Consider the following 26,430-nt stretch of genomic DNA (forward strand, 5'->3'; position numbering starts at 1 on the left):
GTGTGATGCTGCGGCGCGCAGGAGGGGCAATAAATGATCACAGTAACTGAGTGGGTGTGCGTATCGGTATTTCCGTTGTCATTGGGGTTGCGATGCAGCGTGAGATTCGCGTCGCAATCGAATTGCCCGATCAGGTGACTTGGTTGCCTTCTGAGGCGTAACAGGATCGATTTTACTGAGGACCTCATGCCCAAGCGCACTGACCTTCGTACCATCCTTATCATCGGTGCTGGCCCGATTGTCATCGGTCAGGCTTGTGAATTTGACTATTCTGGTGCGCAAGCCTGTAAGGCGTTGCGTGCGGAAGGTTTCCGCGTCGTCTTGGTAAACAGTAACCCGGCGACGATCATGACAGATCCGGACATGGCTGACGCTGTGTATATTGAACCGATTCACTGGCGGACGGTTGAGAAGATCATCGCCAAAGAGAAGCCGGACGCGCTGTTGCCAACGATGGGCGGTCAGACGGCCTTGAACTGTGCATTGAACCTGGCTGATCACGGTGTTTTGGAAAAATATGGCGTCGAATTGATCGGGGCTAAGCGTGAGGCGATCCGTATGGCTGAGGATCGTGAGTTGTTTCGCGTGGCGATGCAGGAGATTGGCCTGGAGTGCCCGAAGGCCGAAGTGGCTAAAAGTTTGGAGCGGGCCTTGGAGATCCAGGTCAAAGTTGGTTTTCCGACGATTATCCGACCGAGTTTCACCCTGGGTGGTACCGGAGGAGGGATTGCTTACAATCGCCAGGAGTTCGAGGACATCATCAAACGCGGCCTGGAGTTGTCGCCGGTACATGAGGTACTGGTAGAGGAATCAGTGCTGGGTTGGAAAGAGTTCGAGATGGAGGTGGTTCGTGACGCTTCGGACAATTGCATCATTGTCTGTTCGATCGAGAACTTGGATCCGATGGGGGTGCACACCGGGGATTCGATCACTGTTGCTCCGGCGCAGACATTAAGCGACAAGGAGTATCAGCGTTTGCGTGACGCTTCGATCGCGGTATTGCGTAAGATCGGCGTGGATACTGGCGGCTCGAATGTGCAGTTCGGTATTCATCCGCGGACAGGCCGTGTGGTGGTGATTGAGATGAATCCACGCGTGTCGCGTTCTTCAGCACTTGCTTCCAAAGCGACCGGTTTCCCAATCGCTAAGATTGCGGCCAAACTGGCGGTAGGCTACACCCTTGATGAGCTTAAGAACGAGATTACCGGGAGTAAAACTCCGGCTTCGTTTGAGCCATCGATTGACTACGTGGTGACTAAAATTCCCCGTTTTGCGTTCGAAAAATTCCCGCAAGCGGATGCACGCCTGACCACGCAGATGAAATCTGTGGGTGAGGTGATGGCAATGGGGCGGACCTTCTCGGAGTCGTTGCAGAAGGCGGTGCGTGGGCTGGAGACTGGCAAGGTTGGTTTGGAGCCGACCGGTTTGGATTTGGCCAGCGAAGATGACTTGATTGTGCTCAAGCGCGAGTTGAAAGTACCGGGCGCCGAGCGACTGTTTTATGTGGCCGATGCGTTTCGTGCTGGGTTCGGAGTTGCGGAGGTTTACGCGCTGTCTTATATCGATCCCTGGTTCTTGGATCAGATTGAGGAGATCGTCGCTGCTGAGCGCCGGCTGGCCACGGATGGTCTCGGCTCGATTGATGCGGTGCGGTTACGCCAGCTCAAGCGTGCAGGTTTCTCTGATGCGCGCATCGCGCAGTTGACAGGCACGAATGAAGTTGCGGTGCGTGCGTTGCGCCGTGTGCTGAAGGTTAAGCCGGTATACAAGCGTGTCGACTCCTGCGCTGGCGAGTTCGCTACGGGCACTGCCTACCTGTATTCGACGTATGAAGAAGAGTGTGAGGCTGCACCGAGTGATCGTCACAAAATCATGATCTTGGGTGGAGGGCCGAATCGCATTGGTCAAGGCATCGAGTTTGATTATTGTTGCGTCCATGCAGCGTTGGCATTACGCGAGGATGGGTTTGAGACCATCATGGTCAACTGCAATCCGGAGACCGTTTCTACTGATTACGACACGTCTGACCGCCTTTACTTTGAGCCCTTGACGTTAGAGGACGTGTTAGAAATTGTTGAGGTCGAACACCCTATTGGAGTCATCGTACAATACGGCGGCCAGACGCCTCTGAAGCTGGCTAAGGCGTTGGAGGCCAACGGCGTTTCGGTGATTGGGACTTCCCCGGAATCGATTGATTTGGCCGAGGACCGTGAGCGTTTCCAGAAACTGGTTCACCAGCTTGGTTTGAGGCAGCCACCAAACTGTACAGCGCGTACCGCTGATGAGGCATTGGTACTGGCGCGTGATATTGGTTATCCCCTAGTAGTGCGTCCGAGTTATGTGCTTGGTGGCCGTGCGATGGAGATTGTTTACGGTGAGTCCGATTTGACACGATATGTGCGTGATGCGGTGAAGGTGTCTAATGATTCGCCAGTGTTGCTGGACCGTTTCCTCGACAATGCGGTTGAGGTCGATGTTGACATCATTGCTGATCGAGAGGGGCGGGTGCTGATCGGTGGGGTGATGGAGCACATTGAGGAGGCTGGCGTCCACTCAGGCGATTCCTCGTGCTCCTTGCCACCGTATTCCTTATCGGCGATGACTCAGGATGATTTGCGTCGCCAAGTCATCAGATTGGCGAAGGCATTAAACGTCATTGGTTTGATGAACACACAGTTTGCGATCCAATCCAATGCTGATGGTAGCGACACCGTTTACTTGCTGGAAGTGAATCCGCGCGCTGCGCGCACCGTACCGTTCGTCTCTAAGGCGACGGGGGTGGCGCTTGCTAAGATTGCCGCCCGCTGCATGACTGGCAAGACCTTGGCCGAGCAGGGCGTGACTTGCGAGGTTGTGCCAGCATATTATGCGGTGAAGGAAGCAATCTTTCCGTTCACTAAGTTCCAGGGTGTGGACCCGATCCTTGGTCCGGAAATGCGTTCTACAGGTGAGGTGATGGGTGTGGGCCGCAGTTTTGCCGCGGCGTTCGCCCGAGCCCAGGAAGCCGGCGATATTCGTGCTCCCCAACCAGGCAGGGCGTTTGTTTCGGTGCGTGATCCGGATAAACAGCGTGTGTTGCCTGTCGTCTTGGCTTTGGTTGAGCGCGGATTCAGTGTTGTTGCCACTGCTGGCACTTATGCTTGGTTGCAGCAGCATGGAGTGGCATGTGAGGTTGTGAATAAAGTAGCCGAAGGGCGCCCGCACGTCGTTGACTTGATCAAGAACGGCGAGATTGTTTACATCATCAATACTACTGAAGGGCGTGCGGCGATTGCTGATTCCTTTTCGATCCGTCGGGAGGCACTTCAACATCGCGTGACCTATTCGACCACTATTGCTGGCGCCAAGGCGCTAGTGAATTCACTTGAGTTCCGCGGTACCGGCCCGGTTTGGTCGCTACAGGAACTCCACAAGGAGCTGCAGGTATGAGAGCCCCCATGACTTTGAAGGGTGCACGTCGTCTTCGTGATGAGCTAGATCATCTGAAATCGGTCAAGCGTCCAGAGATCATCAATGCGATTGCCGAAGCGCGCGCACATGGCGATCTCAAGGAGAATGCCGAGTATCACGCTGCGCGTGAACAACAAAGCTTTATTGAAGGTCGCATCAAGCAGTTGGAAGGCGAGCTTTCGCATGCTGAAGTGATCGATGTCGCCAAGCTCGACGCTGGTAGCAAGATCGTGTTTGGTGCCACGGTGACGTTAGCCGATGTCGAGACCGATGAAGAGAGACGCTACCAGATCGTGGGTGATCTTGAGGCTGACATCAAACAGGGGCTGATTGCGATTTCCTCGCCTATAGCGCGTGCGCTGATTGGCAAACAAGAGGGCGATGCGATCGTGATTGATGCGCCGGCCGGACGGCGTGAGTACGAGGTGGTTGCGGTCGAATACATCAGTTGATTCTTTAATGTCCAGTGCTACGCTGTTGTTGCCGGAGCGTACTTGCTTGCTTGGTACGCTGGCAGGCGATGCAGTTGCCCGGGCGCTAGCGCGTGCTGACCGCATTATTGGGGGCAGCGGTGGGCGTGCTCAACTGGAACGTCACTTTGAACTCACCCCGGCACACTGGCCAGTGGCCGCCTTGACTCGCCAAATAGATGTTGGTGACGCGGCAGGTTCCGCTTGGGTGCGTGCTGATCCTGCCTATGTGGTTCCGGATATGGGGGCTGCGCGGCTTGTGGCGTGTGGTGAGATGTTGGCATTGAACGCCCAGGACCGGGCCGCATTGTTGCCAGCGTTGCAGACGTTGTTCAGTGATGCTGGTTTGTTGCTAGATGCGCCAACGCCAGCACGGTGGTACTTGCAGCTTACACCGGAGGCTCGTCTACCCACGTTCGTCTCGCCGGATGATGTACTGGGTGATGACCTGTTCAATCACTTGCCGGATGGCGACACGGGGCGTCGCTGGCGGGGGTTGTTAACCGAGGTGCAGGTGCTGTTACATCAACATCCATGGAACGGTGAGCGTGTTGCATGTGGCAAGCGGATGGTCAACTCGCTGTGGTTCTGGGGGGAGGGTGTGTTACCACACACGGTGACTACGCCACACCGACAGGTGCGTAGCCGTGATGTACTCCTGCGTGCCTTGACTAAGGCATCTGGAGCTGATGTCGACAGTCCGCATATGGTCGATGCATTGGTTGATCTGCGTCACCTGCGTTCCCTGACGCAATTCAGTGATGAAGTGGTTACTCCTTTGTTGGCGGCCATGGGACGTGGCGAGCTCGGGCGATTGGTGCTGGATTTTCGGGATGGCGAAATTTTGACGGTGACCCGTGCGCACCGTTGGCGTTTTTGGTGTGGTGTGCGCACGAAACTGGCCGAGTGAGTGTGCCCAGGATCATTCGTCGTCTCTCCTTGCCGGCGGGCGTTTGGCCTGACCATGTGCCGCCATTGTTGCGACGTTTATACGCTGCACGTGGTTGTGCCGATTGGGTGACCGCGCAGCCTTGCCTCGCCCAGTTATTGTCACCAGCCACGCTGAGTAACATGAATGCAGCTACTGCATTGCTGGCCGAGGTCATCAAGGCCGATGGGCGTATCCTGGTCGTCGGTGATTTTGACTGCGATGGCGCAACGGCTTGTGCGGTTGCAGTACGTGGTTTGCGTTTGCTTGGGGCGCGCAACGTGATGCACGCGGTCCCCAATCGTATGGTGCATGGCTACGGTTTATCGTCGACATTGATTGAGGAGCTGGCACCGTTGCAGCCAGCGTTGCTTGTCACGGTTGACCACGGTATTGCTTGCCATGCTGGCGTTGCTGCTGCTAAGGCGCGTGGTTGGCGGGTGTTAGTGACCGATCACCATTTGCCCAGTGAAACCTTGCCACTCGCCGATGTCATTGTTAATCCAAATCTGCCTGGTGATCTGTTTCCGAGTAAAGCCCTAGCTGGTGTCGGGGTGATCTTTTATGTGCTGCTTGCCCTGCGTGCGCGGCTGTATCCTTGTGCTCATCTTGAGCACGACGGTCAAAAAACGGCTATCCACAGCTCTAGTGCTCAAAAAAGCCGTCCTGATCTAACGTCCTTACTCGATTTGGTGGCGGTTGGCACTGTTGCTGACCTGGTACCGTTAGATACTAATAATCGTGCTTTGGTTGCTGCTGGCTTGCGCCGCCTGCGTCGCGGTCAGGGGTGTCTCGGGTTGCGTGCGCTGATCGAGATGAGTAGCCGTGATGAATCGCAACTGACCGCCAGCGATATCGGTTTTGCGCTGAGTCCACGTCTGAACGCTGCTGGGCGGCTGGAGGATATGGCGTTGGGTATTGAACTATTGCTCAGTGAGGATTGGACTCAGGCGCGTGGTATCGCGGCCATGCTTGAGGAGATTAATGCCACACGCCGTGTCGTACAGCAGAGCATGAGTGATGAGGCCGAGCAGGTAGTGGAGCAAGCGATGTTGCAGTCAGACGGCGTGTTGCCAATGGCCGTCTGCCTGTTCGATCCGCACTGGCATCCAGGGGTGATTGGCTTGGTCGCGTCTAAACTTAAGGACAAACTGCACCGTCCGGTGGTTGCTTTGGCCCCGGCTGAGCCGGGCAGCACATTGTTGCGAGGGTCGGCACGCTCGATTCCAGGGCTGCATATCCGCGATGTGTTGGCCGCGCTTGATAGCCGCCATCCCGGGGTGATACAGAAATTTGGAGGTCATGCGATGGCGGCTGGCCTCACTCTGGATGGCGAGGCGCTGCCGGCATTCGAACGTGCATTCCGTGCCCAAGTCGAAATCATGGTCGACACGAGTGTGTTGCATGCTGAGTTGCATAGCGATGGTGAATTGGCGGCGCATGAACTGGACGCCTTACATGCGCGGGCGCTGCGACTGGGTGGGCCATGGGGACAGGGTTTCCCAGAGCCATTATTCGACGGCGAGTTTGAGGTGCTGCAATGGCGGGTACTCAAAGGGCGTCATTTGAAAATGGAGCTGCGTCATGCGGGACGGCATGAAGCCCTGAGCGCGATCCATTTCAACGGCTGGCGCGGCGATCCTCCAGCGCGGCGACTGCGCTTGGCTTATCGGTTGGTGTGCGACGATTACCGCGGTGGTGATGCGATTCAGTTGATCGTGGAACATTGGGAAGTCACTGAACGCGATTGATCGGGCTTCTAACAGTCTCCAGTGGAGTGTTTGACCTGTACGTTGGTGCAGGTGGTGCGCTGCGTATGAGCGTGGTCACACCATGATGAGGGCGAGAAGCGGCTTGAGGATACGCAGAAGTGGGGGGAACCCACGATGCACCATCCATTTCAATCGCATTGCGGTACAGCGTTGCTGATGATCGCTGAATCACTTTAGTTGCCTTTTGCTCCTCTGAGGTATTCGTATCCTTAGGTATCGCTTCAAATCGTCTGTGTTTCAGAATGCTTGGTTGGACTTTTATGGGATTCCTTGATGGGACGTTAAAATTCTTAATGTTTCGTTTCTTTTGTCTGTCTTAAATTTTTTGGTAAGTAGATCACTTCCCCTGTGTTGACAGCCCACAACTCGTCTTGGGTCTGGAACAGATCTTGGCATCCGATATCAGTCTTGGACTTGGGAATGTTGTGAGGCAGGCAACACACAGGTGAAATGGATGCAGCTGCAGGCAGCGGTTGTATGCCAGTTTCAGTTGGATTGTGTCCCTTGGTTACGGCAAACGGTGTGCTTGCGGGCCGTTTTAGGTTGGTTTGGCTTGCTAAACTGATGCGCTTGTTTTCCGGAATCTTGAGATGATTGAAACTAATCTGATCCGCCAGCGAATCGCCGATCTGAATGATCGGATGATCTCGCTGAGGGGGTATCTTTGACTACGACGCCAAGAAGGAGCGTTTGGAAGAAGTGACCCGTGAACTGGAAAGCTCCAATATTTGGAACACTCCCGACTACGCGCAGCAACTGGGTCGGGAACGTTCGCTATTGGAAAAAACCGTCACCGGCATTGTGACTGTGCTGAAGGGATTGGCTGAAGCCAGCGAATTTCTCGATCTGGCTGAAGGAGAGCAAGATCAGGATATGTTGCAGGCGGTGGTGATTGACTTGGACGCATATCAGCTCAAGGTCGAGAAACTGGAGTTTCAGCGCATGTTTTCTGGGAAAATGGACGGTGCCAACGCGTTTGTCGATATCCAGGCGGGTGCTGGAGGTACCGAGGCTCAAGATTGGGCGGAGATGCTGCTGCGCATGTACTTGCGTTGGGCCGAAGGGCGTGGTTGGAAGGCCGAATTACTGGAAGTCTCTGGTGGTGAAGTGGCCGGGATCAAATCAGCCACGTTTCGCGTTGAGGGCGATTTTGCCTACGGTTGGCTGAAAACGGAGACGGGTGTGCATCGCCTGGTGCGTAAGTCGCCATTTGATTCGGATAACCGTCGTCATACGAGTTTTACCTCGGTCTTTGTCTCTCCGGAAGTCGATGACAACATCGACATTGAGATTAATCCGGCCGACTTGAGGACCGATGTATACCGATCTTCCGGCGCTGGTGGTCAGCATGTTAATAAGACAGAGTCTGCCGTACGTATCACGCACGTACCGAGTGGGATTGTAGTGGCCTGCCAGACTGAACGTAGCCAGCATGCCAATCGTGATCGTGCGATGAAAATGCTGGCGGCCAAATTGTACGAGTTGGAGATCCAGAAGCGGAATGCCGAGAAAGACGTACTGGAGGCATCTAAGTCCGACATCGGCTGGGGGAGCCAGATTCGCAATTACGTATTGGATCAGAGTCGTATTAAGGACTTGCGCACTGGCATTGAGCGCAGCGATACCCAGAAAGTACTCGACGGTGATTTGGATGAGTTCGTCGAGGCGAGTCTGAAGGCCGGTCTGGAAGCAGGCGCTAAACGTGTCGACGCCTGATTCACCTACAGTTTCTGATGCTGCTATCCCACCGTATCGTTTCTTGGAGTGTATACGGCTTCCGGTATGACGACGGACGTTGCGTTGACTGGGCCGTCCGATTTAAAACGGCACCTGAGTTTCTCTGGTGTCATCCCTATCTCGGATATGGAACGTCCGGTTTCCCTTATCGATAGATCATCTTCATGACTGAGCATCTCCCTACGTCCCAGGTTTCCTTCGACGAGAACGCACTTATTGCTGAGCGCCGCGCCAAACTTTTAGCATTGCGCGCACAAGGCGTGGCCTATCCGAATGATGTCAAACGCGAGCACTATGCCGCTGAGGTGCAGACATCATTTGCCGACGTCGAGACATGGACTGCCGAAGTCTTGGAAGCTTCCAGCCATCACGTACGTATGGCTGGCCGGCTGATGGCCAAGCGTGTCATGGGTAAGGCCAGCTTCGCTCAGATTCAGGATGAGTCCGGCCGCATTCAGCTGTTAATGCAGAACAACGTGCTTGGCGAGGCCAGCTATACCGCGTTCAAAGGATGGGATGTCGGCGATATCATTGCTGTCGAAGGAGGCCTGACCCGTACCAAGACTGGCGAACTGTCGGTCAAGGTGAAGGCGTTGCGCCTGTTGACTAAGTCGTTACGTCCATTGCCTGACAAGTGGCACGGACTCACCGATGTGGAGCAGCGCTACCGCCAGCGCTACGTCGATCTCATTGTTACTCCAGAATCGCGTGAGATTTTCATCAAACGCTCCAGGATCATTCGTGCACTCCGTACTTGGCTGGATACACGTCTTTTCTTGGAAGTAGAGACGCCAATGATGCATTACATCCCAGGAGGTGCTGCGGCCAAACCGTTTGTCACCTATCACAATGCTTTGGATCTGGACTTATATCTGCGCGTGGCCCCGGAGTTGTATCTCAAGCGTTTGGTAGTGGGTGGGTTGGAACGGGTTTACGAGATTAACCGCAACTTCCGTAACGAGGGTGTATCGACCCGGCACAACCCCGAGTTTACGATGCTGGAGTTGTACAAGGCCTATGCCACTTACCATCAGGTCATGGATCTGACGGAGACGATGATCCGCGATACTGCACAGTCTATACTCGGCACCACCCAGATGATCTGGGATGGTGCCCAGATCGATCTGGGCCCGATATTCCGGCGTTGGCGCATGGATGAGGCTGTTTGCCACCATAATCCGGAGATCAGTGTTGCCGAGTGTACTGACCGCGATGCGCTGCTCCTTCATTGTGAGCGGCTGAAAATCAAGGTCAAGTCGTCCTACGGTTGGGGCCGGTTGCTGTTGAGTATCTTCGAGGCTACGGTCGAGCATACCCTGATTCAACCGACCTTCATTACGGATCATCCGGTTGAAGTTTCTCCTTTAGCCCGCACCAGCGATGTCGAGCCGGGTTATACCGATCGCTTTGAGCTGTTCATCAATGGCAAGGAAATCGCTAACGGTTTTTCAGAGTTGAATGATCCGGAGGAGCAGTCGATGCGCTTCCAAAAGCAGGTCGAAGCCAAGGAAGGTGGTGATGATGAGGCCATGTACTACGACGCTGACTACATTCGTGCTCTTGAGTACGGGATGGCACCAACGGGGGGCTTAGGTATTGGTGTCGATCGACTGGTGATGCTCCTGACCGGCAGTACCTCCATCCGCGATGTGCTGTTATTCCCCTACATGCGTCCAGAACGATAAGTCGCAGCGAATCAAAATGTGACAAAACGACGATATCGTGTGTCGGATTCGACCTATTCTACCTATGTGTTCCCACTTTCACAGTGTGGAACAGGGGACGTGCGAATGTAGTGCCCGGAGGGCGTATGCATAATATTTTTGCTATGCAGTCCGGTGAATTGTCTTTGGTACAGCACCTGGATGGCTATGAAAAGGCGTATGTGGGGTTGAACATTGTGATCGTCGACGATCAGATGTCGGCTAGGGCGATGCTGCGTCATGTGATCGAAAATATTGCGCCTCATTTGCAAGTCTTCGACTTCGGTGACCCGTTAGAAGCACTGGTTTGGTGTGAGGCCAACCAAGTTGACTTGTTGCTGCTCGATTACCGGATGCCGGATATGGATGGTTTGGAATTCGCGCGGCGCCTACGTCGATTGCCCAGCCACTGTGATATCCCGATTCTATTGATTACCATCGTTGGTGATGAGCCGATCCGTCAGGCTGCGTTGGATGCTGGTGTCATCGATTTTCTGATTAAACCGATCCGTCCGCGTGAATTACGTGCCCGTTGCAACAACTTGTTGCAGCTACGCCAGCACAGTGAAAGGGTGAAACAACGCGTGCTGTCTTTGGAGCAGCGCTTGCGGACTGTTATGAATGAGGTCGAGGAACGTGAGCGTGAAACCGTCTCACGTTTGGCGCGTGCGGTCGAGTATCGTCATGGCAGCAGCAGTGCCTATCTTGAGCGCATGTCGCAGGTGGCCGGATTAATTGCTGAGCAACTTGGTCTGTCCGACGAAGAGGTCCGGGTTATTCAGAGTGCCGCACCGCTGCATGATATTGGCAAAATTGCCATTCCCGATGCGGTGTTGCTCAAACGGAGCACGTTGAATGAGGAGGAGCTGGCCGTGATGCGTCGGCATCCGCGTATTGGTTGCGAGTTGCTGAGTGGCAGTCAGAACCGCTGTATCCAGGTTGGTGCATTGATTGCGTTGCGCCATCATGAGCGTTACGACGGCAGTGGCTATCCAGATGGCTTGGTTGGTGAGGCGATTCCTCTGGAGGCACGTATCGTTGCGGTGGCTGATGTATTTGACGCATTGATCTCATTGCGCCCTTACAAGCAGGCGTGGACCATGGATGCGGCCATCACCTATTTGTATGCTCAGCGTGGGCGTTTATTCGATCCACACTGCGTTGATGCTCTCATCCGCGGCCGTGATCAGCTGCAACGCATCTGCGTTAAGTTCTCCACTGCTTTTGCTTTGGCCGGGCCGGGAGTCTGGGATGCTAAAGAAAGTTAAATGGATATGCGGTCGGCTGTCGCACCGGCCGGATAGTGAGCATGTGCAAAACCTGATCAGGCTTGTCATCGTCTCGCTCTTTATCGTCTACCTGAGCGCATGTTGGTATGCCGGGACTGATCTCAATAAATGGCGGATCATCTGGTTGGTGCTGCTTTCCGATCTTGGCGTGTCACTTGCGCTGATGGTGGCGATCATCATGCGTCCGCAGATCTCACACGTTCGGCGCTGCATCGGCATCATGACCGACTACACGTCCATGACGGTGGTGATGCTGCTGATGGGTGAAGCAGGTTCGCCAGTGTATGCAGTGTGCTTGTGGGTGACGATTGGTAATGGTCTGCGCTATGGCAGTGCGTATCTGCTGGCAGCCACTACCATCGGTGCACTGAGTTTTCTGACGGTGATCCTCATCTCAGCGTATTGGAAGTCCAATCCCTTTTTGGCTTGGGGTTTGCTGATTGGTTTGGTTGCCATCCCGTTGTACTTTCAGTCGCTGCTTAAGGCATTAATCCATGCCCTCAAGGATGCGCGTCAGGCTAACGAGGCCAAGAGTCGTTTCCTGGCTAACATGAGTCATGAATTTCGTACGCCGCTGAATGGTTTGTCGGGTATGACAGAAGTGCTGGCCACGACGCGTTTGGACGCGGAGCAAAGGGAGTGCTTGAATACGATTCAGGCATCCGTACACAGTTTGTTGTCCTTGATCGAGGAAGTGCTGGACATCTCAAGAATTGAGGCAGGCAAAATCCGTATCCTTCACGATACCTTCTCCTTGCAGGAGGTGATTGGCAGTGTTGGTCTGATCCTTCGGCCACAGATCCGTAATAAAGGATTAGAGTATCGCGTTGATGTGGGATTGGATGTTCCCGAATGGTTGTTGGGTGATGCGGGATATGTGCGTCAGGTGTTATTGAACATTGCCGGCAATGCGGTCAAGTTCACCGAGCGTGGTTGGATCACGTTGTGTGTCAGCGTGTTGAACCGTAGATCTGGTCACCACAGTGTGGTGTTGCGTTTCGAAGTTGCTGATACTGGCATTGGTGTGCCATTGGGAATGCGGTCTCGGCTGTTCGACGTGTTCGAGCAGGCTGATGTTGGTTTGGATCGTCGCTATCAAGGAAGCGGGCTGGGTACCACAATCGCCAAGGGTTTGATTGAATTGATGGGTGGAAGGATTGGGTTCGAGGAGAACGTGCCGTGTGGTAGCTTGTTTTGGTTTGAGTTGCCGTTCGAACTGGGGCAGGCGCCGGTGGTGGCGCAAGAGGTCACCGAGGAATCGCAGTTGCTAGAAGCGAGCAATGTCATCGCGTTTTCCAATCCATTCCTGCGGCATCGCGCCCGTGTCAAGAGCATGCGTGTTCTGGTGGCTGATGACCATGAAACTAACCGCATGGTGTTATCCCGGATACTCGATAAGGCTGGACACAAGGTGCTATGCGTGGACGGTGCCGAGGCAGTGCTGGATTCTCTGATTGGTATGGAGTTCGATGTAGTGATCGTCGACCTGCACATGCCCGGAATGAGCGGCTTGGACATGCTCAAACAGTTGCGCGTCATGCAGAGTAGCGGTATGCCTTATACACCGGTACTGGTGCTCAGTGCAGATGTGACGTCAGACTCGATCCGCTGTTGTGAAGAGGCAGGGGCACGTGCCTTTTTGCCCAAACCAGTGCTTGCTACCAAACTTCTGGATGTGCTTGCCGAAATTGCTGAGGATGAGGGCAGTGTATTGCTCTGTGATGCATTACCGCCATATCCAGTCCAGAAGCGTCAGGTGTTTGATCCTGCAGGTTTGGACGAACTTGCTGAGTTAAATATGGGCGATGGTTTCGAAGAGCAGTTCATAGTGCAGTCCTTGCGCGATGCCGAACACTGTCAGCAGGCAATGTTGTCCGCGTCCGAAGCCAACCAGTGGCAGGAGGTGCGTGAACAGGCGCATGCACTGCATGGTGTGCTTGGTCATCTTGGCTTCATGCGTGCTTCGTCGCTCGTTGCAGAGTTGATGCGGATTCCAGATTGGCAGTTGAAATCCGAGTGGTGCGACCGCGTACGGGTACTGCATGAAGCACTCATGTGTGGTCGTGATGCACTTGATGCGCGCCGGCAAGAACGCCGGCGCGGGGAGACGTTGCCGTGATCATCAGCACTGCTTGAAGTTTTGAGTCTCAATGTGTCAGTGCGGTGTTTTCTGGATTTCCTGGGCGCGGATCAGGCGTTCCATGGTGCGGAGTGATTTGTTACCGAGTTTCATGGCAGTGTCCACCCAGATCTCGGTGATGCGTATCATCTCTTGTAATGAGACTTCAGTTGCGATTTTTTTCACCTGTTGCATCGCCGGCCAAGCGTATTGTGTGCGTTTGCTGTCACGGATGATTTGTTCGACTGCTTCTGTCCCCTTGCCGCGAGGGACTACTTTGTCGATCAGCCCAATCGCCAGCAATTCTTCGGCCTTGTAGAGGTTGCCTTCGAGTATGAGGCGTTCGGCCAGCTTGGAAGAGATGCGCTGGCGCATGAAAGAATAGGCCCCCATGCCTGGGAACAGATCGAATAATACTTCAGGGAAACCCATCATTACTCCTTCCTCGGCGACGATAGTATGGCAGCAGAGTGCAACCTCGAAACCTCCTCCTAGCGCATTGCCTTGGACCAGCGCGATGCTGTGCACGTTAGCATTGAGCCCAACATGGAAGTCATACGCTCCATGCACGCAGCGGCAGGCATAGTCCAACAATGCTTCACGGTCCTTCTGGCGTATCAGTTCACAGAAGAGCTGCAGATCTCCGCCTAAATTAAACACATTGGTGTCTGAGGCGAGCACAACGAATGGTAATGGAACGGCTTGTTCGTGCAATTGCTGTTTAAGTACGGATTGATAATTCATCATGTCGTCAATCAATTTTAAGGAGAAGCAGGCGCGCCCTGCAGTTTTGGCGAGATGAGCATGCATATAGATCCAGTACACATTGCGATGAGTTTCTTCGATGATGCGAATGGAAGATTCGCACATGGGATGGGTAATGGGATGTACAGCGGACATTCGTTTTTCTCCGTGGTGACCGTCCGGTCGGCCATGTTGCGGACGTAGAAACAGAAAGTGGCGGTGTTGGCCAACGTTTGATTCTATGTGCGCAAAAAAGAGTATTTTCCGCGGATGAACACAGAAGACGTGTTTAACCTCAAGGAAGACAGCTTCATTGTTGTGGTTGCTGTTGCTTCTGCCACACTTAAGAGGTGAGACGAATGAAACTTTACTGTGTGGTTAGTTGCAAAATGTTCATATCCTTTCCAGCGCCTTGATGAACTTGTTGGTTGATCGTGGGATGAGATGATGTTTTTTTCGATCTCGGTTCTCTGCATTCGACAGGTTTTATAGTTTCATTTGGTAAATTTTGTTGCGAATAGATCTAGTGACAGGAGCCTTGCGGTTATCCATCGTCAGATTGACAGTAGAATGGCCAGCGATGCCACATACCGCAGGTGGCTTTACTCTAGAGTTAAAACATCAACGCTAATGTCAGCTTCCCCTACTGCAGATCGCTGGATTGTTCTTAAATTTGGCGGCACTTCCGTGTCGCGTCGTCATCGTTGGGACACCATTGGGATGCTGGTGAAGAAACGCGTTGAGGAGCATGGAGCACGCGTGCTGATTGTGGTTTCGGCACTATCTGGTGTGACGAACGAGCTGACGGCGATTGCTGAAGGAGTCGTTGACAGCGCGCAGCGCGTGGCTGCATTGGAACAGCGTCATCGCGATTTCTTGGCTGAGCTTGGACTGAATGCAGAAGTGGTGCTTGGCACACGCTTCACCATCTTGTGGGACCTTCTCGATGATGCGCGTGCGGTGACGCGCTCACTGGATTGGCAGGCTGAGCTGCTGGGGCAAGGTGAATTGTTGTCCTCCACACTTGGTGCAGCTTATCTGCGTGCTTCCGGGGTGGACATCAATTGGACGGATGCACGTGACTGGCTGACAGCGTTACCACCACAGCCGAACCAGAGTGAATGGTCGAAACGTCTGTCTGTGTCCTGTCAATGGCAGGCTGATGGAGATTGGCGTACACGTTTCGACGCGCAGCCGTCTCCGGTACTCATCACTCAGGGGTTTATCTCGCGCCACCAGGATGGTGGCACTGCCATCCTGGGGCGTGGTGGCTCGGATACTTCAGCTGCGTATTTCGGTGCATTGCTTGGTGCGGCGTGCGTCGAAATCTGGACCGACGTGCCAGGGATGTTCAGTGCGAACCCGAAGGAAGTCCCTGACGCGCGTTTGCTGACCCGCCTGGATTACTACGAGGCACAGGAAATCGCCACGACTGGCGCGAAGGTGCTGCATCCGCGTTCGATCAAGCCATGCCGTGATACTGGCGTGCCGATGGCTATCCTGGATACTGAGCGGCCCGAGTTGTTGGGCACCCGTATTGATGCTGAGGTTGAGCCAGTGCCTGGTGTGAAGGCGATCAGCCGTCGTGACGGCATCGTATTGGTGTCGATGGAGGGGATTGGCATGTGGCAGCAGGTTGGTTTTCTTGCCGATGTGTTCGCATTGTTCAAGAAACACGGTTTGTCGGTGGACCTGATCGGCTCTGCAGAAACCAATGTGACCGTGTCGTTGGACCCGTCCGAGAACCTGGTCAACACTGACGTGTTGGCGGCGTTATCAACCGATTTGTCGCAGATCTGCAAAGTCAAAATCATCGTGCCTTGCGCTGCGATCACTTTGGTAGGGCGTGGTATGCGTTCGCTACTGCACAAACTCTCGGCGGTATGGGCCACGTTCGGCAAGGAACGTGTCCACATGATCTCGCAGTCCTCCAACGATCTGAATCTGACATTTGTGATCGATGAGACTGATGCTGATGGATTACTGGCGGTGCTGCATTCCAAGTTGATTGATAGCGGCGCGATGCCAGTGCAAGAACGTGCAGTTTTCGGTCTGCGTTGGCGCGAAATCATCGGTCACGTACGTTCGCGCGTGACGCCTTGGTGGCACGATGCCCGCACCCGTTTACTGACCATGGATCAAAAGGACACCGGCCCTTGCTATGTCTACCATGTGCCGACGGTGCGCGAACGTGCACGGCAGCTGACGGCGGTGGGTGCCGTGGATCAGCGCTACTACGCCATCAAGGCCAACCCACATCCGGCGATTCTGCGTGCATTGCTTGAGGAAGGCTTTGGACTGGAGTGTGTGTCATTGGGTGAACTGCGCCACGTGTTCGCTGTGGTACCGAAGATAGTTCCGTCGCGCGTGTTATTCACCCCAAGCTTTGCTCCGCGTGCTGAGTATGAGCAGGCGTTCGCGCTGGGCGTCAACGTGACCTTGGACAATGTCGAGGCGTTGCATCTCTGGCCGGAAGTGTTCCGTAACCGTACGTTCTGGTTACGCATTGATCTAGGTCATGGAGAGGGTCATCACGAGAAAGTCACCACAGGCGGCAAGGCATCCAAATTTGGTCTTTCGGCAACGCGTGTCGACGAATTTATTGACGTTGCCAAGACGCTGAACATCACCGTGACTGGTTTGCATGCCCATCTTGGCAGCGGTGTGGAGACCGGCAACCATTGGGCTCGGATGTACGATGAATTGGCTGGTTTTGCGCGCCGCATAGGCAGTGTCTGTACGCTGGATATCGGTGGTGGCTTACCGATCCCGTACAGAGCTGATGACGAACTGTTTGACTTGGAAGCGTGGGCGCTCAGCTTGGCCGAAGTCAAAGCGTTGCATCCGAAGTTCCAATTGGTGATCGAGCCAGGTCGTTTCCTGGTTGCTGAGGCAGGTGTGCTCCTGACCCGGGTGACCCAGGTGATTGAAAAGGATGGCATCCGTCGCGTTGGCTTGGAGGCTGGCATGCATACTCTGATCCGCCCTGCACTTTACGATGCCTGGCACGGCATAGAGAACCTCAGCCGCTTGGGGGAGACACCATCTGTACTATGCGATGTAGTGGGTCCTGTCTGTGAGTCCTCCGACGTGTTTGGCCGCCGCCGCTACCTTCCAGCCGCCACCGTTCCTGGCGATCTGATGTTGGTTGCCGATACCGGCGCCTATGGTTTCTCGATGGCCAGCACCTACAATCTGCGTGGCCTTCCGGGCGAGGTCGTGCTTGATGCCTGAGTGGTGTTACGGTCCCGTTGTAACCACGATCATATTGCTCGTGTATCTTGCTGTACGGGGACTGTTGACCTGTCAGTTTCTGGAGTTTCCATGACGGCCACCTTCGATAAATCCCAGGTCTCTACATTTCGCTTTGTTCGCTGCACATTGGATGCACAGACTGGTGTTGTTGCGTTGGTGTATGCCTTCGACCGGGGACCGGAATTCGTGGAAACAATCACGGTGCCTGGTGCCCCGTTTGTGTTGGAGGGCGCGCGTGCCGCGGCGGTACGGCAGGCATTGCGCCTGCTGCACCTGATCGCTGGCGTGAGTTATTACAAAGCAGTCGTGCCGGCTACGGTGGCGATCGACGATGATGCGATTGATACCGAGACCGCTGCTCTGGTGGAGCAAGTGTACTTCTACGGATTGAGCGAATTCGCCTATCGTAATGGGTTGAATTTGCATGGCCGATTCCAATTGCCGGTGCAGGCCACCGTGTCAACGGTCCCTGCATCGGCGGCCGGTTTGCGTGAACACGCGCTGGTGGCGATGGGTGGCGGTAAGGATTCGTTGGTCAGTATCGAGACATTGCGCGCGGCCGGTATGAATCAGAGTGTGGTGTGGATCGGTGGTTCGCAGTTGATCCGTGCCTGCGCTGACCGTACAGGTCTTCCGCTGCTCAACATTGGACGCATGCTCGCTCCAGAATTATTCGAGTTGAACCGCCAAGGTGCCTGGAATGGACATATCCCGGTGACCGCCATTAACTCGGCGATCTTGGTGTTGGTTGCATTGCTGCATGGTGTCGACCAGGTTGTGTTTTCCAATGAGCGTTCAGCCAGCTATGGCAGTGTCATCCCGGGTACAGGCGAGGTGAACCATCAGTGGTCCAAGGGCTGGGCATTCGAGCAGCATTTCAGTGACTATGTACAGCGCCGTGTTGCTGCCGATTTGCGTTACTACTCCTTATTACGTCCTCTTTCGGAATTGGCAGTGGCGCGGCAGTTTGCACACTGTGTCCGCTACGATGCCTATTTTTCGAGTTGCAATCGCAATTTTCACATCCTGGGTGAACGCCCTGTGCATCGCTGGTGCGGGCAATGTCCCAAGTGCCACTTCGTGTTCTTGGCACTAGCACCGTTCATGCCAAAAACGCGTCTGGTTGGCATTTTTGGCCGCAATTTGTTGGATGATGCTAGCCAGGCGGGTGGTTTCGATGCTCTGCTTGAATGGCTGGATTACAAGCCTTTCGAGTGTGTAGGTGAAGCACGCGAGTCCCGTACGGCGCTGGCCGTGTTGGCGACGCGCGCTGAATGGCAGGAAGATGCCCTGGTAATGCGCTTCATCCGTGAAATCCAACCGCACCTGGATCCTGCCGAGTTACACCTGGCCCCCTTGTTGACCTTGTCTGATGAGCATCGCATCCCCGCAGGCCTATGGGAGCGCGTGAGTGCACATTTCTGCGCTTGAAGGTTGCTGTATTGCACTATGGGGCTGGGGGCGCGAAAGCCGCGCCGCCTATCGTGCACTCCGTGCCGCGTTCCCGAAGCAGCCATTGACGTTGTTCTGCACGATGGCCGAAGCGACTGATGTGCAGGCACTGGCTGACCCTGCACTGTGCATCGAAACCGAGGTCAGTGTTTCCCGAATTGCCGCCTTCGACACGGTGATCAAGTCGCCCGGTATCAGTCCTTACACCCCGGTGGCTGTCGCCGCTGCCGCTGCTGGCGTGCATTTCATTGGCGGTACCCAATTGTGGTTCACAGCGCATGCTGATGCGGATGGTTTGGTGCCTGGTGCCGTGTGCGTCACCGGGACCAAGGGCAAGAGCACGACGACGGCACTGCTGGCGCACCTGTTGCGTGCGGGGGGCCATTGCACAGCACTGGCCGGTAACATCGGCGTGCCGTTGCTGGAGTTGCTGACACCGCAGCCGGCCCCCGAATATTGGGCCATCGAATTGTCCAGCTATCAGACTGGAGACGTTGCACGCAGTGGGGCACGACCCGCACTGGCGCTGGTGTTGAATGTGTTTCCCGAGCACTTGGATTGGCATGGCGATGAGCAGCGCTATATCAACGACAAGCTCAGTCTGGTGACGGCGGCGCGACCGCGTATCGCTCTGCTCAATGCCGCCGATCCGCATTTGGCGTCGTTGGCATTACCACACAGTGAGTTGCGTTGGTTCAACCGGCGTGATGGCTGGCACGTGCGCGGACCGATGGTGTATCGCGGTGAGCAGGCCGTGCTTGATACCACGTCGATTCCCCTGCCTGGAGTGCACAACCGCAGCAATGTATGTGCAGTGCTGGCCACACTCGAAGCGCTGGGGTTGAATGCGGTGGCGTTGGCACCTGCTGCATTGCACTTCCGTCCACTGCCCAACCGCTTGCAGCTGCTGGGTGAGCGTGACAACGTTCTCTGGGTCAACGATTCGATCAGTACGACGCCACATGCCACTTTGGCGGCGTTGGATTGCTTCCCCGAGCACCGCGTGGCGGTACTGGTGGGGGGCTATGATCGTGGGGTGGATTGGGAGAGCTTTGCTGCCCGGATGGTGCAGCGAGCGCCACTGGAAATTATCACGATGGGGGCCAACGGGCCGCATATCCACGCACTGCTGGCGCCATTGGCCGCAGGCCGATTTGGACTGCATGCGGCTGTGGATCTCCCGCAGGCGATAGCGTTGGCACGTGCAGCGCTGGGCGCACAGGGAGGGGTGCTGCTGCTTTCGCCTGGAGCGCCGAGTTTTGGCGCTTATCAGGACTATGTGGCGCGAGGCCGCCACTTTGCCATCCTGGCGGGTTTCGATCCGGACGTGATCAGCGCCATTCCTGGGCTTGGTATCGCTTGACCTCACCTTTGATTGATTAAAAAGTGGTGATGATCGGTCAAATCCGGTGTTGTACGATTTTCCGTTCACTTGACTAACAAGCCCTGTATGCAGCGCTGCCACGACCCCATCGGTACCTACACGAACCTTTGGTGGCGGCAGGCAAGCGGCGGTGCAACAGAGCAGCCAAGCCTGGACACTGCTGAGCGATAGCGGGTGGCTGCTTCTGAACCAGGGCATCAGTCACCTGTTCACCCCGCAGGTATTCCAGGTGTTCTGCATCCAGCAACTCTGCACCAATACCTCAATACCCGCACCGCAGCCCATCCGCACGGGGCGGGTACACGTCTCTGGGAACAGGCCGTCGTGGACTTGATGGCCACCCAATACAACGCTAACGGCGACCTGGGCCCGGTTAAAGTGGCTCAGGTGATCCCCGGCGAGCACGTGCTTGGAGGAGGACTCGCTGCTCTCCAAAGACCGCATCAGCACTATTCAGCAGCTGCTGGTGGACATTGCCTCTCTGAAACGGATTGTCGGACGAGCAGAAGAGCGACACCACCGTGTGCGCCGACGGCATTCTCAACCCCATGCGCCGCGTGGCTGGACTGGCCTTGCAGATGATGCCGACGCATCCGGATCAGGATGCGATCAAGTGATCAGGCTCAACCTCCCTCAACACCACCTACCTCGTGCATACGAAGCATACGCATCTGTTGGGTGAACGAGTGGTGGCCGGCCTGGAGAAGCTGCTACAGATCAGCAAGGGGTGGATGGCCAGCCCGGTATCGCGGCTGCAGGCTGAGATGGCGCAGTCTCTCTGTATCACGAGTTGACCGATAAAGAGATGACTCAACACTGGTTGATTTAAACAATCAAGTGTCAGAGGCAATATGTGCTTCATGCATTGAGTAGATATGGAACCACGTATTGTGCGTAGAGTGGGATGTCGCTGAGGTGGAAGATGCCTTGTCTATCTATCCACTTTGATGGCGGGATAATGTTCTGAATGAAAAAGAAATCTTGAACTAGATAATTTTCTATCCTTATTACTGCATTTAATCCAGTGGATCAGCTATTCATAATGCTTGTAATGGTATGACTTGTCGGGTGTAACTTAATTATGGCTTAAAGCTCACGCTTGCTAGGAGAATGGATTGAACAAAATGAAAAAAGAACAACACAAACGAAGTAAGAAAAGAGGGAAGTGGTAGAGGTGATGTATCTCAAAATTTCTTTCTTCATCTCGAAACAAGTCAAGGAACTGTTTTTTTATTTCACTCAACTGTGCACGAGGCTACCGTGAATATCTTTAATCTCAAAACACAATTTGAAGTGACAGGAAACATGACTAAGAAAGGTGCTGATCGGGTTGGATTACTTTTGGCAATTTCTATCCTTCTCATTAGTATTTTTGTGGGAGTGGCATTGCTGAGATATGTTTTTTTATAAAAATTTATCGCTTCAAGTGTCACTGTGATTCAATAGCAAACTTGTTTTCAAGGTTGCATTTAAAGTGGTTTTACGTTGTTTATGAACAATCTGAAAAAATGATGGAAAAATCATTCTGACCTCAAACAAAGTCCTACAGGATTTTTTTTCTGGACGAATGTCGATATCCAGCGAGATGGTGTCTGTACAGGGATGTTTCTTATGCCAGCTAGCGGGATTGTTGGAATGAGAAATTTTTAAGATTCATTTTAAACCTGCTAGTTGGTTTCCGAATTCGTATGATGATGTTCAAGGTACGTTGTGGTTCCGATGTGAAGACAAGAATTTTTATTCCTTATTAAAGTTCATTATTACAGTCATCTCTGTTTATGAAATTTCACGTTCCTGCGATCATTGTGAGGATTCATGTATATAGGGAGTTGGTTGTTTAATCATGTGATGGACAGTACTAAAGTAGTGTGAGTGTCATAGCACCTCTTTAGATGGCTGTCTGGATATGGAACATGTCATCCATGTTTTGGAGTGAGGGATATCCTGGAAAGGAATGGGATATGTATCAGGTGGATAAGCGCCGAGTGTGAACGTAACAGTGACGATGGCTGGTGTGTCTGCAATTGAATGGGTCGTATTTTGGAACCTGACTCCATCACTCGATTCCTGTATGCATCTGTATTGATGGATCAGGTGGAGAAGATACTTAAGATGAAGATGATACTGGCTGTCGATGCAGGTTGGTTTGCGTACTTGTATTGTTCCAACGATGTTTGTGCTGCTGGCGTGCTGTGCAAAGATTCTCGGGTGCGTTAGAGCATCCTATCTATTTATGATCGCAGCAGATAACGAATGTCTTTGTGCTGGCAATGTGGTGGCGATCACTGGTGCGGCACAGGTCTGTGTGCTGGCTGTCTCAGGTGTTTACGGATTCAGTGCCACTCCTGGCACACTGCCTCGAAGATCGAGCGCGGCGGGTGATCGCATCTGGATCCCTACGATGAGGAGCATGGTATGAAGGGATTTTTAGGCAGATTCGGCTGAATCGTATTGCTGGTTGATCACGAAACGCCTGAGACCTTTGTAGGCAAGCGTTTCGGGGTGAATCGGGTGGTTTGCCGGATTCGGATGATGGTGCCCAAGAGAGGACTCGAACCTCCACGGTTTTACCCGCTAGTACCTGAAACTAGTGCGTCTACCAATTCCGCCACCTGGGCTTTTCAGGGGGATGGATTATGAAAAGCCCCCTAAGCCCTGTCAAGCAAGCGGTAGTGCTCCCCCCTGGTGTCGTAAGCCATGGAAGGGGTGCTATGCCTGATGAGGTGTCGTGTGGTAGCGATGCATCATGCCCGCCTGTCGCTATAGATGGTGTGGCGATGCGCATTGTGACTTGCGTACGGTGAGATAGCGTAAACAGCGGCTATGACAATGCGGTGTTTTTTCAGGTGGCCAGAGCGGATCTTGCGATGCTCATCCGATGCTCACTGAGTGATGTGCTATGAAGTGCGCAGCTGGAGATGCATCTAGGCACGAATACATGATAGGGGGGCGCTTCGTATGTTTGACCAAGTAGGGATGCAAAAGACATCTAAGACACTGAGTTATTTGGTACCGATCTATCGTTTCCCAGGTGTTGTTGTCTGTAAGCATTGGCGTCATCTATTCCACTGTCCAGACGACGATCCAATCCAGCGCAGGGGGCGTCTGTTCTTCGGGAAGATGTTGATTTACTTGCATGATCGTCTCCACCAGCGGTACCTATGCCGTCGGTGTATTGACGTGGTGACCGCGTCCTTGTCGATGATGGGGAGGCAGGTGTCTTTGGGAAACCATTCGATGGGTGAAGAAAACAGCCGGTATGAGTCATCCTGTTGCATGCGATGACGCGATATCGGCAAGCTTGCGAGTATGGCTGATTCTTTTCGATCTATTCATGTTGTAGCCGCTGTGATTGCTGATGTGCGGGGACGTTTGCTGTTGAGCAGGCGTACCGAAACCAGCGACATGCCGGGCTTGTGGGAATTTCCAGGGGGCAAGCGTGAATTTGGTGAGACTTCCGAGCAGGCGTTGATGCGCGAGTTGTATGAGGAACTGGGGATCAATGCTGAAATCGGCGATTGGTTGATGGAGGTGCCACAGTTGTATCCGGACAAACGTCTGTGCTTGGAAGTGCGGCGGGTACGTGCTTGGAAAGGGATACCGCGGGGACGTGAGGGGCAGGCGTTGACTTGGGTCGATCCCGATAAATTGATGCGTTATTCGATGCCTCCGGCTGACCAACCAGTGGTGGGTATGCTGTGTCAGCCCGCCCGCTACCTGGTCACACCTGAGCCGGGTGAGCCGGGTGAGCAGGAACGTGAGTGGCTGGAAGGCGTGGAGCGTGCGTATCGTTTTGGGATCGAGCGGATCCAGCTACGCATGCGTCAATACAATCCAGCGCGCTGGTCGGGGTTGGTGCGCGAAGCATTGCAATGTCGTGGCCGTGCACATGTGGAAGTGTTGCTGAATCGGGATATTGCTTTGGCCCAGGCGTTGGGTGTTGGGGTGCATTTGGGGGCTGAACAGTTGGCTGTCTTGGATGCGCGGCCGTTGCCGACTGGATTGCCGGTCGGTGCTTCGTGTCATTGCTTGGCCGAGTTGCGTCATGCGCAGCGCATTGGTTGCGATTTCGCGGTGCTGGGCCCTGTGTTACCGACTGATAGCCATCCTGGTGCAGCGACGCTGGGTTGGGAGGGGTTTAAGCGGTTGCGCGAGCAGGTTGCGTTGCCAATCTATGCGATCGGTGGGATGCGTGCTGATCAGGTCGAGGAAGCACGGCGTTACGGCGCTCAAGGGATTACTGCGATGCGTGGTCTGTGGCCGGGGTGAGTGGAGGCAGACATGTTGTGGCCACTGTTACTGTGTGTGGTGCGTGCGCTGTTGGGGTTGGGTGTTGTTGGTTGGGCTGGCAGTGGGTGTTATGGGCGCTGGTCAGGCCGATGCGGGAGCCGTCTGAGCGATCAGCATGACGGCTTGATGCCTGGCGGTATGCCGCTGTCAAGTGGTGTTACCGGGGGATTCTCATGGAGCCGCTTAGATGGCAGTGTCGTGGTGGCACGATTGGCTGGGGGATGGTTGGTAGTGATGTGCTTTGCTGCGGTAGGCGGATAGTCCGGCATGTTGTGCCGACCCAATAAAAGAGATTGCGCAATGTTCGCCAAACGTGCCGGCATGTTGGAGAAGTGGTGCTTAGGAAAAGGGTTTCATAGAAAATCGGTGTTGCAGGCAATTGGCGTTGTATGTCATGAGAAGTGCCTAGTGCAATGCTGCAACCCGATCGTTGAGACAGTCTGCCTGTCTGGATGCGATAGTCGTGGCAGGTGTGAGGTCGTTTTTAAGGTCTTTGTAGATCTTATTTGCCTGTGGATCATGGGTTGGGCTGCGCTGATACGGCGAATCAAGGCTAGGGTCAGCTGGTCAGCGGTGGAGGCATGACGTTGAAGCAGGGATCGCTCGCGGTCTTCAATAGCCTAAGCGTTGTAGGACTTGGGTGCTTGGTTTGGCTAAGTTGAGCGTGTAGAAGTGCAATGCTGGTGCGCCGCCAGCGATCAGTCGCTCACATAATGCGGTGACGATGTCGGCGCCGAATGCGCGTACCGATTTGGTGTCGTCGCTGTAAGCCTGCATCTTTTTTGTAATCCAGCGGGGGATCTCGGCGCCGCACTGTTCGGAGAAGCGGCGCAATTGGTCAAAGTTTGAGATTGGCATGACCCCAGCAACAATGGGGATGTTGACGCCCAGCCGCTGTACTGCATCGACGAAGTGGAAATAGGCGTCTGGGTTATAAAAATACTGTGTGATGGCTGCATTGGCACCGGCGTCTACTTTGGCTTTGAAGTATTTAAGGTCGCTCAGTGCGTTGTTGGCTTGCGGATGGGTTTCCGGGTATGCGCCGACCTCCAGGTGGAAGTGATTGCCGTGCTCGCCACGGATGAAGGCAATCAGGTCGGCTGCGTAGCGGAAGTCGCCTGGGTGGCCCATGCCCGAGGGGAGATCACCACGTAGCGCCACGATGCGTTGGCAGCCAATGGCGCGGTACAGCTTGAGAAGTTCGCGGATTTCCTGGCGGCTGCCGCCCATACAGGACAGGTGCGGTGCCGCGTCGAAGCCATGGTGTTGACTGAGATGACGCACGGTTTCTGAGGTGTAACGGAGTGTGGAACCACCGGCGCCGAAGGTGCAGGAAACGTATTCTGGCGCGAATGCGTGCAGCCGATTTGCGGTCCTGTCCAACTGCGAGCGTTGATCGTCGTTTTTGGGTGGATAAAACTCGAAGCTGATGGGAATCATGGCAACGTGACCGGCGAGGCTGGGCTATTTTATCTCTTCATCCGGATGAATGTGAAATGGGGTGTCTGGAGCGATGCCTCTGGAAGTAGGATCCGCGTTGGTGACGCTATGGAGTAGGGGCCGTGTTTGTGCATTTTTTTATGCATATCACTCTCTGCATGCGGTGATACGGACGTTTTTTCTGTTACGTCAACGTGTTGGGCGATACACCACAGGATGCTGCTTGGGCGTACAGCACAATGCGACATAGGCGCTGCGGTAGATTTTTCTGTGAAACGCTCCGCCATCGTCATGTTTGCTTCAAGGTGTGGACACCATGTGTGTTGCCAACATCACGCCACAGCGGCGATGAGCCGAGATGTCATGTAGGGTTCCACGCATTGCCGATGGTAGAAGC

At 54.3% G+C, this 26,430-nt stretch carries 18 protein-coding genes and 1 tRNA gene; 15 read left to right on the plus strand and 4 right to left on the minus strand.

Annotated elements, in window-relative coordinates:
- Nucleotides 1-186: 186 nt before the first annotated feature.
- From carB to PLS229_RS02605, 8 genes are all read left to right on the plus strand, one after another.
- On the plus strand, nt 187-3,429 hold the full coding sequence (gene carB / locus PLS229_RS02570; protein ID WP_038270888.1) for a carbamoyl-phosphate synthase large subunit: 3,243 nt from the start codon (nt 187-189) through the stop codon (nt 3,427-3,429).
- Entirely contained in the window at nt 3,426-3,902 is a 477-nt protein-coding gene (gene greA / locus PLS229_RS02575; protein WP_081755418.1) for a transcription elongation factor GreA, read from the plus strand. Before carB ends, greA begins: the two co-directional genes overlap by 4 nt.
- Before the next feature lie 7 nt (nt 3,903-3,909).
- Nucleotides 3,910-4,830 (plus strand): phosphoglycerate mutase, encoded by a 921-nt coding sequence (locus tag PLS229_RS02580; RefSeq protein WP_038270892.1) that lies wholly within the window; start codon nt 3,910-3,912, stop codon nt 4,828-4,830.
- Nucleotides 4,827-6,599 (plus strand): single-stranded-DNA-specific exonuclease RecJ, encoded by a 1,773-nt coding sequence (recJ, locus tag PLS229_RS02585; RefSeq protein WP_425511077.1) that lies wholly within the window; start codon nt 4,827-4,829, stop codon nt 6,597-6,599. Before PLS229_RS02580 ends, recJ begins: the two co-directional genes overlap by 4 nt.
- A 611-nt stretch (nt 6,600-7,210) precedes the next feature.
- A protein-coding gene (gene prfB, locus PLS229_RS02590; protein ID WP_114867074.1) for a peptide chain release factor 2 occupies nt 7,211-8,336 on the plus strand; the annotation gives its coding sequence in 2 pieces (ribosomal slippage) (nt 7,211-7,285 and nt 7,287-8,336; 1,125 coding nt in all).
- Between the two features lie 185 nt (nt 8,337-8,521).
- Nucleotides 8,522-10,042: a lysine--tRNA ligase gene (gene lysS / locus PLS229_RS02595; protein ID WP_038270894.1), complete on the plus strand. Its 1,521-nt coding sequence runs from the start codon at nt 8,522-8,524 to the stop codon at nt 10,040-10,042.
- Between the two features lie 125 nt (nt 10,043-10,167).
- Entirely contained in the window at nt 10,168-11,328 is a 1,161-nt protein-coding gene (gene rpfG, locus PLS229_RS02600; RefSeq protein WP_114867075.1) for a cyclic di-GMP phosphodiesterase response regulator RpfG, read from the plus strand.
- The gene (locus PLS229_RS02605; protein ID WP_038270895.1) at nt 11,312-13,468 is read left to right on the plus strand and encodes a histidine kinase dimerization/phospho-acceptor domain-containing protein; all 2,157 of its coding nucleotides are present in this window, start codon (nt 11,312-11,314) and stop codon (nt 13,466-13,468) included. Before rpfG ends, PLS229_RS02605 begins: the two co-directional genes overlap by 17 nt.
- A gap of 36 nt (nt 13,469-13,504) precedes the next feature.
- Here the strand turns inward: PLS229_RS02605 and PLS229_RS02610 are convergent, their stop codons facing one another.
- Nucleotides 13,505-14,368, minus strand: a complete 864-nt coding sequence (locus tag PLS229_RS02610) for a crotonase/enoyl-CoA hydratase family protein (protein ID WP_038270896.1) — start codon at nt 14,366-14,368, stop codon at nt 13,505-13,507.
- 474 nt (nt 14,369-14,842) lie between these two features.
- On the opposite strand from PLS229_RS02610, the gene PLS229_RS02615 reads away from it, so the two are divergent.
- The 3 genes from PLS229_RS02615 (at nt 14,843) to murD (ending at nt 20,282) form a co-directional block, all read left to right on the plus strand.
- Complete coding sequence (locus PLS229_RS02615; protein WP_038270898.1) at nt 14,843-17,446, plus strand: bifunctional aspartate kinase/diaminopimelate decarboxylase; 2,604 nt, start codon at nt 14,843-14,845, stop codon at nt 17,444-17,446.
- Nucleotides 17,447-17,536: 90 nt separating this feature from the next.
- Nucleotides 17,537-18,898: a UDP-N-acetyl-alpha-D-muramoyl-L-alanyl-L-glutamate epimerase gene (gene murL, locus PLS229_RS02620; protein WP_038270899.1), complete on the plus strand. Its 1,362-nt coding sequence runs from the start codon at nt 17,537-17,539 to the stop codon at nt 18,896-18,898.
- The gene (gene murD, locus PLS229_RS02625; RefSeq protein WP_038270900.1) at nt 18,879-20,282 is read left to right on the plus strand and encodes a UDP-N-acetylmuramoyl-L-alanine--D-glutamate ligase; all 1,404 of its coding nucleotides are present in this window, start codon (nt 18,879-18,881) and stop codon (nt 20,280-20,282) included. The genes murL and murD overlap by 20 nt, the downstream gene beginning before the upstream one ends.
- A gap of 222 nt (nt 20,283-20,504) precedes the next feature.
- Here the strand turns inward: murD and PLS229_RS02630 are convergent, their stop codons facing one another.
- Nucleotides 20,505-20,753 carry a hypothetical protein gene (locus tag PLS229_RS02630; RefSeq protein ID WP_152536600.1) on the minus strand — a complete coding sequence of 83 codons (249 nt, stop codon included), beginning with the start codon at nt 20,751-20,753 and terminating at the stop codon, nt 20,505-20,507.
- Between the two features lie 41 nt (nt 20,754-20,794).
- Between PLS229_RS02630 and PLS229_RS12405 the strand changes: the two genes are divergently transcribed.
- The gene (locus tag PLS229_RS12405) at nt 20,795-20,920 is read left to right on the plus strand and encodes a hypothetical protein (protein ID WP_267903171.1); all 126 of its coding nucleotides are present in this window, start codon (nt 20,795-20,797) and stop codon (nt 20,918-20,920) included.
- 33 nt (nt 20,921-20,953) lie between these two features.
- Complete coding sequence (locus PLS229_RS02635) at nt 20,954-21,097, plus strand: hypothetical protein (RefSeq protein ID WP_160165159.1); 144 nt, start codon at nt 20,954-20,956, stop codon at nt 21,095-21,097.
- Between the two features lie 1,739 nt (nt 21,098-22,836).
- Here the strand turns inward: PLS229_RS02635 and PLS229_RS02640 are convergent.
- A tRNA-Leu gene (locus PLS229_RS02640) sits at nt 22,837-22,921 on the minus strand.
- 691 nt (nt 22,922-23,612) lie between these two features.
- On the opposite strand from PLS229_RS02640, the gene PLS229_RS02645 reads away from it, so the two are divergent.
- Together PLS229_RS02645 and PLS229_RS02650 are read left to right on the plus strand one after the other, a co-directional pair.
- Nucleotides 23,613-24,572 carry a Nudix family hydrolase gene (locus PLS229_RS02645; protein ID WP_038270902.1) on the plus strand — a complete coding sequence of 320 codons (960 nt, stop codon included), beginning with the start codon at nt 23,613-23,615 and terminating at the stop codon, nt 24,570-24,572.
- A 12-nt stretch (nt 24,573-24,584) separates the two neighbouring features.
- Nucleotides 24,585-24,854 carry a hypothetical protein gene (locus PLS229_RS02650; RefSeq protein ID WP_038270903.1) on the plus strand — a complete coding sequence of 90 codons (270 nt, stop codon included), beginning with the start codon at nt 24,585-24,587 and terminating at the stop codon, nt 24,852-24,854.
- 351 nt (nt 24,855-25,205) lie between these two features.
- On the opposite strand, the gene metF is transcribed toward PLS229_RS02650, so the two are convergent.
- A complete protein-coding gene (gene metF, locus PLS229_RS02655) occupies nt 25,206-26,033 on the minus strand; it encodes a methylenetetrahydrofolate reductase [NAD(P)H] (RefSeq protein WP_038270904.1) in 828 nt (275 codons plus the stop codon).
- Nucleotides 26,034-26,430: the final 397 nt, after the last annotated feature.

Source organism: Xylella taiwanensis, from assembly GCF_013177435.1.
GTDB classification, from domain to species: Bacteria; Pseudomonadota; Gammaproteobacteria; order Xanthomonadales; family Xanthomonadaceae; genus Xylella; species Xylella taiwanensis.

Coding starts and splice junctions, on each gene's coding strand:
- carB (WP_038270888.1), top strand. CDS start 187: ATGCCCAAGCGCACTGACCTTCGTACCATCCTTATCATCGGTGCTGGC.
- greA (WP_081755418.1), top strand. CDS start 3,426: ATGAGAGCCCCCATGACTTTGAAGGGTGCACGTCGTCTTCGTGATGAG.
- PLS229_RS02580 (WP_038270892.1), top strand. CDS start 3,910: ATGTCCAGTGCTACGCTGTTGTTGCCGGAGCGTACTTGCTTGCTTGGT.
- lysS (WP_038270894.1), top strand. CDS start 8,522: ATGACTGAGCATCTCCCTACGTCCCAGGTTTCCTTCGACGAGAACGCA.
- rpfG (WP_114867075.1), top strand. CDS start 10,168: ATGCATAATATTTTTGCTATGCAGTCCGGTGAATTGTCTTTGGTACAG.
- PLS229_RS02605 (WP_038270895.1), top strand. CDS start 11,312: ATGCTAAAGAAAGTTAAATGGATATGCGGTCGGCTGTCGCACCGGCCG.
- PLS229_RS02610 (WP_038270896.1), bottom strand. CDS start 14,368: ATGTCCGCTGTACATCCCATTACCCATCCCATGTGCGAATCTTCCATT.
- PLS229_RS02615 (WP_038270898.1), top strand. CDS start 14,843: ATGTCAGCTTCCCCTACTGCAGATCGCTGGATTGTTCTTAAATTTGGC.
- murL (WP_038270899.1), top strand. CDS start 17,537: ATGACGGCCACCTTCGATAAATCCCAGGTCTCTACATTTCGCTTTGTT.
- PLS229_RS02645 (WP_038270902.1), top strand. CDS start 23,613: ATGGCTGATTCTTTTCGATCTATTCATGTTGTAGCCGCTGTGATTGCT.
- PLS229_RS02650 (WP_038270903.1), top strand. CDS start 24,585: ATGTTGTGGCCACTGTTACTGTGTGTGGTGCGTGCGCTGTTGGGGTTG.
- metF (WP_038270904.1), bottom strand. CDS start 26,033: ATGATTCCCATCAGCTTCGAGTTTTATCCACCCAAAAACGACGATCAA.